Origin of the sequence: Kamptonema formosum PCC 6407 (assembly GCF_000332155.1) — a bacterium.
Lineage (GTDB): Bacteria > Cyanobacteriota > Cyanobacteriia > Cyanobacteriales > Microcoleaceae > Kamptonema > Kamptonema formosum.
The window spans coordinates 117,226-132,990 of sequence record NZ_KB235903.1 but is presented as its reverse complement, the minus strand read 5'-3'; the positions used below and the strand labels follow the sequence as shown (position 1 = coordinate 132,990).

At 41.6% G+C, this 15,765-nt stretch carries 12 protein-coding genes; 1 reads left to right on the top strand and 11 read right to left on the bottom strand.

The genetic code is table 11. The features are described from left to right. Nucleotides 1–26 precede the first annotated feature (26 nt). From OSCIL6407_RS0105600 to rfbC, 7 genes are all read right to left on the bottom strand, one after another. Nucleotides 27–893: a glycosyltransferase gene (locus OSCIL6407_RS0105600; protein ID WP_007355672.1), complete on the bottom strand. Its 867-nt coding sequence runs from the start codon at nt 891–893 to the stop codon at nt 27–29. Next, nucleotides 890–1,963 carry a glucose-1-phosphate thymidylyltransferase gene (locus OSCIL6407_RS0105595; RefSeq protein WP_007355671.1) on the bottom strand — a complete coding sequence of 358 codons (1,074 nt, stop codon included), beginning with the start codon at nt 1,961–1,963 and terminating at the stop codon, nt 890–892. Before OSCIL6407_RS0105595 ends, OSCIL6407_RS0105600 begins: the two co-directional genes overlap by 4 nt. Before the next feature lie 94 nt (nt 1,964–2,057). After that, nucleotides 2,058–2,693, bottom strand: a complete 636-nt coding sequence (locus OSCIL6407_RS0105590; RefSeq protein WP_007355670.1) for a class I SAM-dependent methyltransferase — start codon at nt 2,691–2,693, stop codon at nt 2,058–2,060. 80 nt (nt 2,694–2,773) lie between these two features. Beyond that, nucleotides 2,774–3,757 (bottom strand): glycosyltransferase family 2 protein, encoded by a 984-nt coding sequence (locus tag OSCIL6407_RS0105585; protein WP_019487007.1) that lies wholly within the window; start codon nt 3,755–3,757, stop codon nt 2,774–2,776. 2 nt (nt 3,758–3,759) lie between these two features. Continuing rightward, on the bottom strand, nt 3,760–5,655 hold the full coding sequence (locus OSCIL6407_RS0105580; RefSeq protein ID WP_007355668.1) for a hypothetical protein: 1,896 nt from the start codon (nt 5,653–5,655) through the stop codon (nt 3,760–3,762). After that, on the bottom strand, nt 5,652–6,524 hold the full coding sequence (rfbD, locus tag OSCIL6407_RS0105575) for a dTDP-4-dehydrorhamnose reductase (RefSeq protein ID WP_007355667.1): 873 nt from the start codon (nt 6,522–6,524) through the stop codon (nt 5,652–5,654). The genes OSCIL6407_RS0105580 and rfbD overlap by 4 nt, the downstream gene beginning before the upstream one ends. Further along, a complete protein-coding gene (gene rfbC / locus OSCIL6407_RS0105570) occupies nt 6,524–7,072 on the bottom strand; it encodes a dTDP-4-dehydrorhamnose 3,5-epimerase (protein ID WP_007355666.1) in 549 nt (182 codons plus the stop codon). The genes rfbD and rfbC overlap by 1 nt, the downstream gene beginning before the upstream one ends. A gap of 127 nt (nt 7,073–7,199) precedes the next feature. Between rfbC and OSCIL6407_RS0105565 the strand changes: the two genes are divergently transcribed. After that, entirely contained in the window at nt 7,200–7,886 is a 687-nt protein-coding gene (locus OSCIL6407_RS0105565) for a class I SAM-dependent methyltransferase (protein WP_007355665.1), read from the top strand. Here OSCIL6407_RS0105565 and OSCIL6407_RS0105560 read toward each other — a convergent pair. From OSCIL6407_RS0105560 to OSCIL6407_RS0105545, 4 genes are all read right to left on the bottom strand, one after another. Further along, nucleotides 7,867–9,609 (bottom strand): hypothetical protein, encoded by a 1,743-nt coding sequence (locus OSCIL6407_RS0105560; protein WP_007355664.1) that lies wholly within the window; start codon nt 9,607–9,609, stop codon nt 7,867–7,869. The genes OSCIL6407_RS0105565 and OSCIL6407_RS0105560 overlap by 20 nt on opposite strands. A 121-nt stretch (nt 9,610–9,730) precedes the next feature. Next, nucleotides 9,731–11,731 (bottom strand): putative HlyD family type I secretion protein, encoded by a 2,001-nt coding sequence (locus tag OSCIL6407_RS0105555; protein WP_007355663.1) that lies wholly within the window; start codon nt 11,729–11,731, stop codon nt 9,731–9,733. 100 nt (nt 11,732–11,831) lie between these two features. Beyond that, nucleotides 11,832–14,819, bottom strand: coding sequence for an ABC transporter transmembrane domain-containing protein (locus tag OSCIL6407_RS0105550; RefSeq protein WP_007355662.1), 2,988 nt, complete (start codon nt 14,817–14,819; stop codon nt 11,832–11,834). Next, nucleotides 14,816–15,568, bottom strand: coding sequence for a peptidylprolyl isomerase (locus tag OSCIL6407_RS0105545; protein WP_007355661.1), 753 nt, complete (start codon nt 15,566–15,568; stop codon nt 14,816–14,818). Before OSCIL6407_RS0105545 ends, OSCIL6407_RS0105550 begins: the two co-directional genes overlap by 4 nt. Between the last annotated feature and the right edge of the window lie 197 nt (nt 15,569–15,765).

Genomic DNA, 15,765 nt, shown 5'->3' with positions numbered 1-15,765 from the left:
TGTAAGGTCGCCTTCCAGACGGAAATTTACCACCTGGAAGGCGGCGTTATGATTTTTTTACAATACATTAATACCCCTTTTAACTCATTAACAGATATCTTATTATTAGTTGGCAAAGAAATCAATGCTGATACCGTTATCCGACTCAACCTATAAAGTAATACCAATTTACTCGTATGTTTTTCTAAAGTCAAGAGATAACTATAAGTGCTATGTTTAATCTTTGCATCTGGCATAGTTACCGTAATAGACGAAGGCTGATGAACCACAGATATTTCTTTAGTTAAACCGATAATATGTCCCTGTTTAGCATAGCGTCTACAAAAATCAAAATCTTCATAATATAAGAAGTAATCCTCATCAAATTGAGGACAGCAACTAAAATTTCCTAAGTTAATAATTAAACTACAACCCGTTACCCAGGTCATTTCTATATAAGGCAATACCTCTAATTCAGGTGACAAACAATTATCAGCAATAATTGTGCCATTGTCCGCGAAAAATTGCCCATTCCCAAACCAAATTTTACCCGTAGGCTCGTAAACTATTGTACCTAAGATTGAAACCTCTGGATAAGTCTCAAAGAACAGCGATGCTTGCTTAACAGAACTTTCCACCAAATAAGCATCAGGGTTAATTAGCCAGATAATAGCTTCTGAATTTTGACTATAAATCCAGTTTAAACCTAAGTTACAAGCTTTCCCAAACCCTAAATTATCCCCAGCCTCAAGAATGAATATAGATTCAGACTTGAGGCTATGAATTGAGTCATCATCAGGAGAGTTATTAACGATAATAACTTGAGAGTCAATATCCCGATCTAGGAGAATAGAACTAACTAACTTTTCTACAAGTGAAGTTGAATAATAATTGACAGTAAGAAAGTAGATCACGTCAGTTCAATTAGACTATCATCGCCGATCATAAACCGTAGAGCTTTAGGGCGTGCGGGGGCAGGAATTAGTTGAGCACGTTGTCCAATTACACTATCAACAATTCGCTCCTTAATACCAACAATTTTAGCTGATTGTAATATTACACTATGTTCCAGGTCAGCATCAATTAAAGTTGCGCGATCGGCAATACTACTGTAAGGGCCAATGAAAGAATTTTCTATGTGGCAGTTTTCGCCAATAACAACCGGGCCGCGAATGGTAGAATTAATTATCTGACTGCCTTTGCCAATTTGTACCCGTCCAATGATTTTAGTGGTAGCGTCTATTTCTACTTCTACTGCTGGAATTATACAGCTATCTAAGATGATTTGGTTAGCACTTAGCAAGTCATCTTTTTTCCCAGTATCCAACCACCAACCATCTAAATTGCAAGCTTCTACTCGCTTTCGTTCGTTGATGAGTTGTTGAATAGCATCTGTGATTTCTAGTTCCCCGCGAGGAGAGGGTTCAATTTGCGAGATTGCATCGTGAATAGTCTTAGAAAAAAAGTAAATCCCCACGAGTGCTAAATTAGATGGTGGCACTTTTGGTTTTTCTACTAATTCTAAAACGCGCCCGTGTTCGTCTACTGTAGCGACACCAAAAGCACTAGGATTAGTTACAGGTCGCAGTAAAATTAAAGCATCAAGATTGTTATTTTTAAAAGTCTGCAAAAACGGGTCAAGCTGACTTTGAATTAAGTTATCTCCCAAATACATAATAAAGGGAGAATCTCCTAAAAATGGCTGAGCAACTTTAACAGCATGAGCGAGTCCAGCAGGTGTTTCTTGGAGAATATAGGTAATTTTAGCACCGAAGCGATCGCCATTTCCAGTTTTAGCCTTCACCTCTTCCCCAGTCTCAGGACTAATAATAATCCCAATATCTGTAATCCCAGCCGCGACAATTCCCTCAATTCCATACCAAAGTATCGGTTTATTTGCCACTGGTACGAGTTGTTTTGCACCTGTGTAAGTTAGGGGACGGAGGCGCGTACCTTTACCGCCAGAGAGGATTAATGCTTTCATATTTTCCAGGTAATAGTATCAGTTTGAGTGCGTGACGCTGATCGGGTTAACAGGTTCCCCAAGTTCATATTTTCCCACAGATTAGGACAAAATATCACTTGATTTTAGCCAAAATTACCGTCCAAGGTAAAGGGGACTTTAGTTTAATAATCTCAAATTTGGTTTGCACTAATTTTATAAATCCTCTTTTTGACCAGTGTTGAATGTGTCCGGGACTGTTCCCAAATTGAGAAAAGTGAGCTCCCCGGATAAAGTTTAATGTTCTAAATATCGGCTCTCGCGGTACACTCAAAAGGCAGTAAGGTGAAGCAACGTTGTATAATTTTTCCAGTCCCAGCATCGGATTGTCTAAATGTTCTAAGACTTCGCAGCAAACAACAATATCCGAATGGTCTGTTTCAGGCGTTAACTCATAGATATTCTTATTTTCAAAAGAGACGCGGGGAGAGGAAATAGCATCTTTGGCAATATTCAAGATCGTATTAGATATGTCAGTACAGTGAATTTTAGCCTCAGTGTTGTCAACTAAAACTTTAGTGATATGACCTTCTCCACATCCGACTTCTAAAATAGTTTGAGGATTAATTTGTTTGACCATTTCAGCAATTGTGTCAGCAAAATGCTTTAATAATAATTGACCTATCGGATTTCGCATCTGATATTTATTCGATCCTGTTCCGACAACAATACCATTTTCAATCACAGGACTTTTCTGCCTTTGCTTAATCATTAAATACCTCTCTTTTTTCGTAACGCCGCCCTCTGGGCGGTTTAATTAATTACCGCCCAGAGGGCGGCGTTACACTAATTTTAACAATTTTGATCGAGAACTTCCGCAATCTGCTTGTCTACATAATCAGCATCGACATTGCGAGTGATTAACTCTGCTAAGATTCCCAGAGATATCAATTGTACTGATAATATTGTACACAAAATCCCAAAAAATAGAAGAGGGCGAGTGCCGATAGGCCCTAAGTGCATACCACCTAAGTTCAGAAACCATACTATTATTAAGTAAGTCAGCGATAGAAAACCAATTGAACCAAAAAATAATCCTAATCCCCCAAATAAATGACCTGGTTTGTGTAAATAGTGAGTTGTCGCTAAGACAGTTAAAAGGTCAATAAATCCCCTTGCGTAACGTTCCCATCCATACTTTGAGTAACCGTGTTTTCGGAAATGGTGTTCGACAATAACCTCACCAATTTTAAAACCTAGATTGTTCGCTAAAACCGGAATATAGCGGTGCAATTCGCCGTAGACTTTGATAGAATCCAAAACTTCTTTACGATAAGCTTTAAATCCGCAATTTATATCATGCAATTGTACACCTGTCAGGATTGACGTAACTGTATTAAACAGCTTCGATGGTAAGGTTTTAGAAAGCGGATCGTTCCGTTTTTTTCGCCAACCAGAAACTAAATCGAATCCAAATTCTAAATGCTGTAAAAAGTTAGGAATTTCTGCGGGATCGTCTTGTAGATCCGCATCTAGGGTAAAGATAATTTTACCCGTTGATTTGCGGAAACCAGCGGAAAGGGCAGCAGATTTTCCAAAGTTACGTCGTAACTTAATCGCCTTAATTATACTAGGATGTAACTCAACTAACTTGGTAATTTCTATCCAAGAACGATCGCGACTACCATCATCTATAAAAATGATTTCGTAATTATCAATTCTTTCTTGTAACATTACCTCACTAATTTTATCAAACAAGATTTTGAGGGTAGCTTCTTCATTGTGAACGGGAATCACGAAGCTAAGTTGTTTTGGTAAAGTGTTATTGCTAATCAAGGTTAATTCTTCTGTAAAAATTGGGAATTACGCAATGCTATCCAACCTTCGCGGTTTTGAAATGAGGTATAAGCTGTCAACATTTTATCTGCCGATGATATCTCAATATATCCCCTCCAAGCCGAGAATTCGTAGGATGGGCCAAATATTTTAACTAAATCTGGACGGGGAAAACCTGACATGGCAAAACCTCTGACAACATTTTCTTGATTGAGAATGGCGATACATTTAACCTTATTTTCTGGATCTCCCACCCAACCTATGACTCTAGCTGCTGTGGGTGTAAATTTAGTCACTGTATCGAAATATCCCGGCACTCCATCTTTGGGTGATGATAGCAAATTAGGATTGATTTTTTCATCTATTGCTGCACAAAAGTTATGCTGTTTAACATCGCGATTAAAAGGAACTAAATTGTTAGCTTTCAAGGCATCAACCAACCCAATAAAAGCTGCTGGTTTGTTGCCTACTCTTTCTTTAATCAGGCTGACATCAGTTATTCCTAGCTGAAGTGACAGTGCTACTAATGGCTGATAAGTTGCTCTATATGCGATCGCATCTGCCGTCTGTCCCCCTATCCTATACATTGAAATAATAGCAAAAGCCACAACTGCTAGTAGAATTATCAGCAAACGCCCTTGAATTTTAGCAATTAATTGCCATTCCCACAGCCACAATGTTGTTAGTATAATTAAGCTCATCCAGAATAGAGCAGGCAGAGAAGCATAGCGAGAGGCTGTAGCCTGTTCTACACCAAATCCCGAACGGCTGACAGCGGCCATAAATGCAGTTGCGATCGCATAAATTTGAATAGATAGCCAAGGCACCCATTCTATCCGATTAGGATATCTTTTCGACAACAGCCAGTAAACTCCAAAAGCTGTGGTAGCGATCGATCCCGCTATCCCAATTATCAACGAAATAGTAACGTTTTCGCTAAAAATACCTCCTAAATAAACTGGAATATAGGCGATCGCATCGGCAATGTTGAGCTTAGCTAAGGACGGGCTAGTTGAGGGAGTTTTGTATGTGAGAAAGTAAGTACCCACAACTAAAATAGCAGCAGTAATATATGAAATAATAATTTGGCGAGACAACCTTAGTAGCACTGGGAAAATACACAAAACAGGCCATAATGCCAGCGATGTGCTGTAACTTATAGAGGCTAATAGCGCAGAAATAATGCTGCTAATTGCCCATTTAATATACTTTGGTGTAGAGATATCTCCTTCGTCTATTGCCATCACCCGCCGGGGGTTAAAACCCCCGTCTAATAGCCGAAGTCCTCTAAAGAGGACTAAAGATTTATATTGTTTTTCAGTCCTCTTCAGAGGACTTTCGCTATTAGACGGGGATTTTAATCCCCGGCGGATATTGGAAACAGCGAGAGATGATGTTTCCGCAATTTTTGTCAAGCAAAACATAGAAGCTATCGCAAATAAATTAGCACCTATCCATGGCACACCACTAAAGCCACGCATCCAATTGTGGGCAGCAGCAGGTGTGAAATTAAAGATAGAAATACAGAGAATCAAGAAGATAAAGAGAAATGGTGATTGCCGCATCCTTAAAGGTAGCATCGCAATTAGTATATGACACTGAATCCAAGCAAAAATCCAGGTAATTAAGGATAAGCCAATATTTGAACCTTTGGTAACAATAATATTAAGGGCGTACAAAATTGAGGGAATCAGTAGAAAATGCTCGTTTGCCCGAAATATCCAGTTGAAAGGATTAGTAGATAAGCCCTCAACTGAATAAAAATTCCAAGTAATCCACCAATAGTCAAAATTAGATAACTCTCCTGACTGGGATATCAAGTACAAAATATAAGCCGCTGGTATCAAGATAGCAATAATTGCTGAGGCAATCAAAAGAAACTGTGAATTCTGTTTCATCTCGCCTCTCTTGCTAACATTTGTCTGAGTCCTTCCCGCCAGTGTGGGGGATGACTCCCCAAAACTGCTGATATTTTTGTAGACGAAAGAACAGAATAAGCGGGGCGTTTTGCGGGTGTCGGATATTCAGGAGTGGTAATAGGAATTACGCGCTTTACTTTAAGGGAGAATCCTAGTTGTTTCGCTTCTTCAAAAATGGCGACTGCAAAATCATACCAACTAGCAACTCCGCTGTTAGTGTAATGGTAAGTCCCGAAAATTTCAGGTCTAATACTGGAAGTAATTTGAGATATTGCCGCCGCAAGATCGCCAGTCCAAGTAGGACTTCCTATTTGATCTGCTACCACCCGAATTTCTTCCCGATCCTTTCCTAATCTCAGCATAGTTTTGACAAAATTGCCTTTGCCACCATTACCATAAACCCAAGCTGTTCTGATAATAATGTGTCTATCTAAAGCCTTGATAATTGATAACTCGCCAGCTAATTTAGACTTACCATAAACACCCAAAGGGTTAGTAGTATCTGTTTCGCAATAAGGATAACCCTGGCTACCACCAAATACATAATCTGTAGAAATGTGAATTAATGTCGCTCCTAATTTTTCACATTCTTCTGCTAGAATGCCAGGGGCAATTCCATTAACAGCATTTGCCAATTCTGGTTCGCTTTCGGCTTTATCTACAGCAGTGTAAGCAGCACAATTGACAACTAAATTGGGTTTAATTTCTCCCATTAATTGGTGGATGCTGTCTGGTTGGGATAAGTCGAAGAAAGTGCGATCGCCAGCAATAACTTCACCTGCCGATAATAGGATTGGTTCCAATTCTTGAGCGAGTTGTCCGCCGCTACCTGTAAGTAAAATTTTCATTATGAGAAAACTTCCGCTGTTTTCAAAGTTTGTCCCGATCGATCTTTTGCCGATAATATAGGTGTCGCATCTCCTAGCGGCCACGCGATCGCTAAATCGGGGTCATTCCACAGAATACACCTTTCGTGTTCAGGTGCATAGTATTCTGTAGTTTTATATAGCACCTCCGCTACCTCCGAGACAACTAAAAAACCGTGAGCAAACCCCGCCGGAACCCACAATTGCCGCTTATTTTCGGCACTTAGCAAATAGCCAACCCATTGCCCAAAAGTTGGAGAATTTTTCCTAATATCCACCGCCACATCAAATATTTCTCCCATTGCTACTCTTACTAATTTACCTTGAGGTTGCTGCATCTGATAATGAAGGCCTCGTAGGACATTTTGAGCTGATTTAGAATGATTATCTTGCACAAACTCGGCTTTAACTCCCGTTTTTTCGGCAAAAGCGCGATGGTTGAAACTTTCAAAAAAGAACCCGCGATCGTCACCAAAAACGCGAGGTTCAATTATCAAGACTTCTGGTATTTCAGTAAATACAATGTTCATGATTCTAGAAGAAGTGGTAAACTGAGTAGCAATCCTAATAGTATCAGGCTTTAGGCATTTTTGACGCAACACTGCATTTTTAGGCAGCGGCAATTCACCGTAACCAAGTTACCAAAGTTATTTTAGTATGAAACCAGACGAATATCTAAAAAAGTTGTATGCCAATCGTTTTGATGCCAAACAGATGCGATCTAAACTTGGACTCTGGAAAATTTTAATTGACGATTTTTTACAAAAATATGTTTCCTCCGATTCTAGTATTTTAGATATTGGGGGAGGTCACTGCGAATTTATCAATCAAATCCAGGCCAAAGACAAATACTTAATCGATCTCAATCCTGATTCTCAACTATTTGCCAATACTGATGTCAAAGTGCTTAACTTGGATATTTTAAGTGTAAATCAACAAAAATTACTGGCTTACGAATTTGATATAATTTTTATTTCCAATTTTTTTGAACATCTACGCAATAAAGAAGAGCTAATTGAAATTCTCTCCTTTTGTTTAAACTCTCTCAAACCCCAAGGATCTCTCTTAATCGTTCAACCCAATTTCAAATACTCATTCAAAGAATATTACGATTTTATCGACCATCAATTACCCATAACTCATCTATCACTTAAAGAACTTTTACAAACCGTAGGTTTTAAAATAGACTTAATTATACCGAGATTTTTACCATTTTCCACAAAAGGCAGACCAGCCTCACCTCTGCTTCTAAAAATTTACCTAAAACTGCCCTTACTTTGGCAATTTTTTGGAGGACAAATGTTTATCAAAGCTTCCAAAATTTTCACTCCTCCTCCACTATGATTTTAGCACTACCATTTAACTTAACAAACTCCTTACCGTCAGGATTATACACCCAAGCGTTGATTGTTGTTTCGCCAATTGGAAGATAATTAGCTGACAATGTGATTCCCCATCTCGCTTGCTTGTAGCGATTAGAGTTTAAAGCCTTGGCAACATCATTACTATCTAAGTTTACATAAGCGCTGGCAAATAAAGATTTCTGATTGTTGTAGGAAAACAACGCGATTTTTGGCTGTTCCAATTTATCAGGCAAAATCGCCCACCCAGCAACTCGTAATGTACCGCTTTTTTTGATAATCAATGGCTTTTCTGTTGTCGGTGGATTATCAATATAACCGTAAATTTTATTAGGGTTATTAGTAAAAACTACATCTTTTGCTAATTTTCTAAAACCTATTTTATCAATAATTTTTGCTCCTTCCCTCACTAATTGCGTTTTTTCAGTCATTACCCATAAGCAGCTATCGGGTGAATTATCGAAAAAAATTGATGATTCTAGATAGTTGATTAACTCTAAGCAAGTTTTACTGCCTTGTCTGTAAGAAAGTGCAGCTTGAGATTGCGCGATCGCTTGTTGTGAATTAAGAAATATTATACAGATTAGGATTCCAGCAAATACTTTATATATAAGTTGTGACAGCCTTACTTTTACTATATGATTTTCTTTGTTAAACAGTAGCCATAACTGAATTATAGCAATCAATAAAAATATCGAAACTGTTGTATATCTTGACGATTCTATAGCATGATTAGCTCCAAATCTTGCCCTCCCAACCGTAATAAAAATAGCAGATAAAACTGAAAACAAACCTAGCGATAGCCAAGGCGCAGCATCGCGATCGCGATCGTAGTTTGCTGTAATAAAATTTTTGATAAAATGAAATACAAAAAATACAAAAAGTAAAAATATGATTAAGCCTACTAAGCCAGAGATAACAGGTAAACGTACAATTGGAGAACCCAATAGATTAAAAAAATAGTTTACTGTAACTAGCGGTTTTTCCAACAGTGAGATAATACTAAGCTGACGCTTCGGATGATAATCAATAAGATATAAGGTACAAGTTCCTACAAACAGGAGTATCCAGATCGACAATCTTTTTCTTATCTGTGCAATACTTCCCCCAACAGCAACAACAGAAGGGATTACAGCCAACCAAGATAATAAACCCTGTGCCAGTGAGAAACTAGCTATTCCACAACATATAGCAGCAATAGATAATCTAAAGTTAGGCAATAATTTACTCTCGAAACTCAGAATAAAAATGGCAATCGTCACGCATAAATTTACTAAAAACCAAGCCAGTTGAAACCCCCATAGCCAGTTTTCATGCTGAACCAAAGAGAACACCCACAGGCAAGTTAAAAGATTAGCTAAATGAAACAAACTATCCCCTCGATTCTTAGCTTGACTGGAGGATAACTTGTACATAGCAGCAAAAGTTACTATAGAAAAACAAATGCTTAAACAAATTTCATAATTAATGTTCCAGTTAGAAATAAAAGCTAAAATTGTAATAATTATTTTTGGGAATACAATTCGGTGGTTGCTATGTAAAGCCCAAAAATCTTCAAAAGTTGCATTGCCAACAGCTACTTTATCAAAAAGACTAACTAATCTCCATTGATCGTGGACAGGAAAATTGACGCTAAAACTAGCTACAAACCCCATCAGTAAAGCAAGTGGAATCAGATAGATAATCAATAAAGCAGTTTTTTTCATCAGTCTGCGTTGCACCCTTCGATCGTAACGCCGCCCCCGGCGGTTATTTACCACCAGGTGACAGCGTTACGATGGTCTCCCTAATTATCAATTCAAAACCTCAGAGTCAAACCTGAAAACATTACTTGACGTTCTTGAAAGTATCAAGCTTTCCGGTAAACCTGTCAACAAACATCTGCAAGACACTACGCTTGCCGATATTAATATTAGAACTAACAGCCATTCCGGTCTGCAAGGCAACCTCAACTTGATTTTCCTTACCCTTGTTCAAAGTAAAATTTTGACTCTTCAACTTGATTGTAGTTTTGAAGGCATAGTATTTGCGAAGTTCAGTAGGGGCTTCAGCATCCTTACTAATCTTTGTAACTTCACCCTGTACCGTGCCAAACTCCATCGCTGGGAAAGCTTCAACATTAACCTCTACAGGTACGCAGTCGTAGGCATTTAAATCTAGTTTTTGCCTATTTACTTCCTTTTCAGGGCAAATACAGGCTTTCCCTTTTTCACAATCAATCTTCTCTCCATCTAATTCTTTGCCGTTATATTTTTCCAACTTTTCCCGTTTCCGGCGCAAGGAATCCAAGACCAAAGCTACATTACTGTTTTCCAGATAAACTACTGCTTCAATCCCATTTTCATCAGGCAGAATTTTTAGCAGTTTCTCAGTTTGTTGTGCTTCATAGTAAGCCTCCTTACATCTTTGCGGCCGAGGTTCCCCTGGCTTAATCACAGAGGTAATCACGTATTGACAGACATCATCATTCTTCAGCTCTAATTCAGCTTTCTCTTTCGATGAAGGTTTGAGATCGTAGATAATCCCCGATATAGGAGCCTTCATTAATTGAGTGTCGCGAGTTTGTTGAGCCTTTTCCAACTGAGCGTTTACCTCAGACAGTTTTTTCTGGTTTTCGAGTTTTAATCTACTGAGCTGAGAATCGCTACTGGCAATCTGTTTTTGGTTGTCAGCAATTCTGGTGTAAAGCTCTCTAGCCCAGGCATCTTTAGTATTTTGCAACTGTTCCTGTGCGCGGTTAATTGACTCTACAATGCGTTCTTGTTCCCCCTTCTGGCGCTCTATCTCTGCTTGAATTTTCTGGAACTCACCTTCGCGGGCATTGATTTCACCTCTGCGCGAATTGATTTCACCTCTGCGGGTGTTAATTTCGCCTCTACGCGAATTCATTTCACCTTCGCGTTGCTTAATTTGATCTTGCTGTCTGAGAACTTCACTTTCACTTTTCAATACTTCTTGATCTTGGCGTTCTTTTTGAAGTTCCGCGATCGCACCTTCTTGCACCAGTGGGGCAAGCCGATCGAGAATGTTTTTCTGTGACTTAAACACCTCTTGAGATTTCGTTAATTGTTCCTGAGCCAATCTTCTTTGCTGCTCGGCAGATTTTAATTGCTCTTGGGAATAATTTAATTGCTGCTCGGTATTTTCTAATTGTTTCTGAGCATAATTTAATTGTTGGTTGGCTATTAGCAATTGATCTCTAGCTGCTGTTTCAGCATCCACAGCCTGCTTCAATTGTTTTTCCAATTCCTGAACCTGTCCTTGAGCCGCTGCTACGCGAGACAGATATTCAGAGCGATAGTTAATGTAAAGTCCTTGTTGACTTTGGTCAAAACTGCCGCCACCTCCTCTATTTAGGTACAGCTCATCAATCAGGGCTTGCAAAACTTGATTTTGCGAAATTAAGCTCTGCCGATCCTTAATACTTGATTCGAGATTAGATGGTAGAGGGCCTTGAATTCTGCCGTTGACAACATCCTCATAAAATTTATTTTCTTTTTCCAGGGCATCTTTAACTTTCTTGACAGAATCTAAATCAGCGCCAGGAGCAGTAGGGCTAAAGGTAAGTAAGGGTTGATTTTTCTCTACGCGATCGCCATCTTCTACGTGAAGTCTAACCACAGCTCCCGTTGTCGGTGCTTGAATATCTCTGGAGCCATCTTTTAGTTCCAACTGACCCACTGCTGGGACAGCTTGCTCAATTTTAGCAAGATAAGCCCAAACTAGAGCCGAGGTAGTCATCAGCATAATCATCCAGAGAAATACGTGCGACCAAATGGCAGGTTTCTCTAGAATTACGGGTTGTTCGGAAAGTATTACCGATTTCATGGTTAGTTGTTAGTTGTTAGTTGTTAGTTGCTGTTGTTAAGAGTTGCTCGGCGCGAAGCGTTGCGAGGAACGAAGTAAACTGAAGCAATCTCTCAAAACTTTACTGAGCCGCTTCCTGTTGTTGGAACAGACAATAGTAACGACCTTTAAGAGCCATTAATTCATCGTGGGGGCCTTGCTCCACCACAGAGCCTTGATCCATCATAATAATCACATCAGCATTTCTGACTGTAGTTAAACGGTGGGTAATGAAAAACACCGTTCTGCCTTGAAAAGCTTCAGCTAAGTTATTACAAACTTGACGCTCAGAGTGATAGTCGAGGGCGCTCGTGGCTTCATCCAAAATCAGTAGCTTGGGGTTTTGAAGCACAGTCCGCGCGATCGCAATCCGTTGTTTTTGACCTCCAGACAGCGAACCGCCCCGTTCTCCCACCACCGTATTGTAGCCAGCAGGTAAGCCCATAATGAAATCGTGAGCCACCGCTATTTTCGCAGCCCTGATCACCTCATCATCACTAGCATCAGGATTGCTCAGGGCGATATTTTCCCGCACTGTGGTGTTAAACAGCAAGGTATCTTGCAGCACCACCCCGATTTGACTGCGAAGCGAATACAGTTCTACCTTGGCCGTATCATAATCGTCAACGAAAACACGACCACTTAGAGGCGCATAAAGACGCTGCAACAACTTCATCAGCGTACTTTTACCAGACCCGGAACCGCCAACAATCCCCACAAAACTGCCAGCAGGGAATTCTAAATTAACATTCGCCAATTGTAGCGGCCCACTCTCACGAAAACGGAAAGAAAGCTCTTCAAATCTCACCGAACCTCTAATCGCTGGCATCCCGATATTGTTCCGGTCTTCCTCACTCGTCTCCGTCGGCGAGTCAACGACATCTCGGAGCATATCAATAGACATCGAAACTTCTTGGAAACTCTGCCATACGCTCACAAAACGTAGTAGTGCTCCAGTAACGTTACCAGTAATAATTCGGAAGGCAATCAACTGACCCAAAGTCATCTCATTTTTTAACACTAAGTGGGCTCCCACCCATAATTGAGCCAAGTTGCCCACCTGATTTAAAAAACTACTAAAAGTACCAGCCGTCGTACCTGTAAGAATTGTCTTGAAACTCGCCGTGACGTATTTAGCATAACGGCCCGACCACTCCCACCGAGCTTTCAATTCAATATTTTGAGCCTTAACCGTTTGAATCCCGCTGACGACTTCCACTAAATAGGATTGGGCATCAGCAAAGCGATTATTTCTATTCTTGATCAGCCGTAATACCATCGGGTTAATCAAGACGATCATCAGACCCAATACTGGCACAACTGCCAAGGAGACAAAGGTTAGCTGCACGCTGTAAGAGAGCATAACGGCGATATAAACCACCGAAAAGATCGCATCTAGCACCACTGTCAGAGCTGTCCCCGTCATAAATTCGCGGATCTGACCGATCATGCTGAATTTATATACCAAGTCTCCCACCCGCCGATTGTCAAAGTACCCTTGGGGAAGCCGGAGCAAGTGGTCGATCACTTCTGCGCTAAGTTTGACATCGATGCGGTTGGTGGTATCTATAAACAAAAAGGTACGCAGACCATTGAGCAACCCTTCAAATAGGGCAACTCCAAGCAAAAATGCCCCCAGGACATCCAAGGTGTCAACGCTGCGCTGTCCCAGTACCTTATCAATAATAATCTGGCTGATTAGAGGGTTAGCCAAACCGAATAGCTGCACGAAAAACGAGGAAAGTAAGACCTCGAAAAAGACTGTTTTGTGTTCCGAAAGCGCTGGAACAAACCACCAAAAGCTGAATTGCTCTTTTTGTTCAGCTTGGGGAGCCTGTAGTAGCAGGACTTCTCCGCCTTCACCCCAGATTTCCCTAAACTGTGCTACCCGCTTGCGGACAATGCCTTGTTCGGGCACCGCCATCACCAATTCTTGCTCGGTGATGCTGTAGATAATGGCAAAGCTTCCATCCCACTTGATCATCAGCGGAGCTTTCAACCGATTGATGGCATCAGCCGGCACTTGCGCTAATTGGGGAACAATGCCCATGCTTTGGATGATGGCACCGCAGGCTTGCAAGGTAATTGAGCCTGCGGTTTTGTACTGATTTTCTACAGCTTTGCGCGTGACATCCCGACGAAATCTGACCCCAAAATACTTGCTCAACATTTGGAAGCAGGCTAGGGGAGCCTCGATCGTTCCTTTTCCCCGCACAATCGGAAATTTTGACGGTACGGCGGGATCGGGAGTCTGGGGGGCCGCCAGTTCGGGGGCTGCGGGTACTGCGGAGATATCTAAGGGGGCTTTTAAGGCTGTCTGAGAGCCATCAATGGCGATCGCTTGCTCTTGGGAAATTACGGCTTCCCGGAAGCCTACTAACCTAGCTCCTCTTGGGCCTTCTACTTTTAACGATCTGTTGGTTCCGTCCAAAGACAGTCGGCTACCTGTGGGAAAGTCCCCAATAACACCGCTGCTAACTAGCCAAATCCGGTCAGGGTCAAGTTGGTTGGCGAGTTCTTGACTCTTTTTCTGACCGTTGGGTAAGTTGAGGACGATCGCATCGGCCCAAGATTGCTGGGTCAATTCTTTCAGGTTGGATGTCCCATCCGCTCGCCGCTGTAATTCCAAGCTCCACAGTTCAAAAACTTCGCTCAAGGAACAGCGATCGCCAAAGGCTTCTCTGAGTGCCGGCTCCGTTTGTACGAAGCTCAAGAAATCTTCTGCTGATAAAATTATGGCAATCACATCAGTGGAAGCAAGGGCAGTTTCGCAGGGGACTCCCCGCAACAAGGAAGCCCAGCCAAGAACTTCTTTGGGCCCCACCAACCGCAAACTTACCAGGCGCTGCGATCGCTGGTCATATCCCAATTGGCGGGCCTGACCTTGAAAAATAATCGCCACCTGAGTCGGCATTCTTTCCCGTTCTAACAAGGGTTGCCCCGTTCGGTAGCCCAGGAGTTGACATTTCGACACTAAAGCTTGCAGGGATGCCTCCGAAAGTCGGTCGAACGGAGGTGTTTCTGCCAAAAAAGCTTGAATCTGGGACAGGGAAACTGCGGAAGAGGTCATGATGCTGAAGATACTGAGGATCGGAAGGGCTGTAGCGGGGCAATTTGTGATAACTGTTCGGAGACCCAGGTTTCAAATAGTTCGTTGATTAAATGCCGCCGCATCGAATCGTCGAGCTGAGCTGGCATGAACTTATCTAATCTGATAATCACCATCCATTCTGCCAGAGCGCGGGGAGCCCACAGTTGCCCGGATTGGCTGACTGACAAAAGTTTACTAATTGCTGGGTGTGGTTGTGATAAGGAAACTGGCCCCAATCTTCCCCCAGTCTGAGCTTCCGGGCCTTCGGAGTAGTCGCGGGCTACTTCCTCAAAGGTCTGTTCGCCTTCAGCGATGCGGAAGTAAAGTTCGTGGGCTAGTCCTGGATTTTTGGTGCGGATTAGGGAGTATACTACGCGGTCTAGGTGGGTCTTGCGACCCAAAAAGTAGTTATCTACTTTGCTACTCCAAGTTTCCTGCTTAAATTTTTCTATAAGTACGGGCCGAATTGCCATTTGAACGAGTTCCTCTTCAGTTAGGTCTTGACTTTGCAGCCAAGCCGCTTTTGCTTCTGAGGATGTCAATTGGTGCTGCGCGTGAAACTGTTCGAGGGCTGCGCTGCGCTCTTCTTCCGTACAAGTATAGGACGCGATCGCTTGGTCTTCGATCGTCCCCCGCAAAAATTGGGGCATCAATTGATACCGCTTCAACAGTGACGGGATATCCTGGGCTTGCAGCAATTTATCACCTATTTGAAAAAGTCCTGTCATTTTATAATCTCCAATTGAGGTTGCACTACCCTTTTAAATTTAGCTGTGGAAGTAAAAGAGCGACAAGCCACCTCGATTTTCAGATGATAGCAGAACGCTAAGGGGGTGAGCGCTGTCGTTGCCAAATACCAGGGGGCGGCTTTGGTCTCGGCATACGCTGCGGGTGGTGCTAGCTCAAATCAAGTAGGGTTTGATCT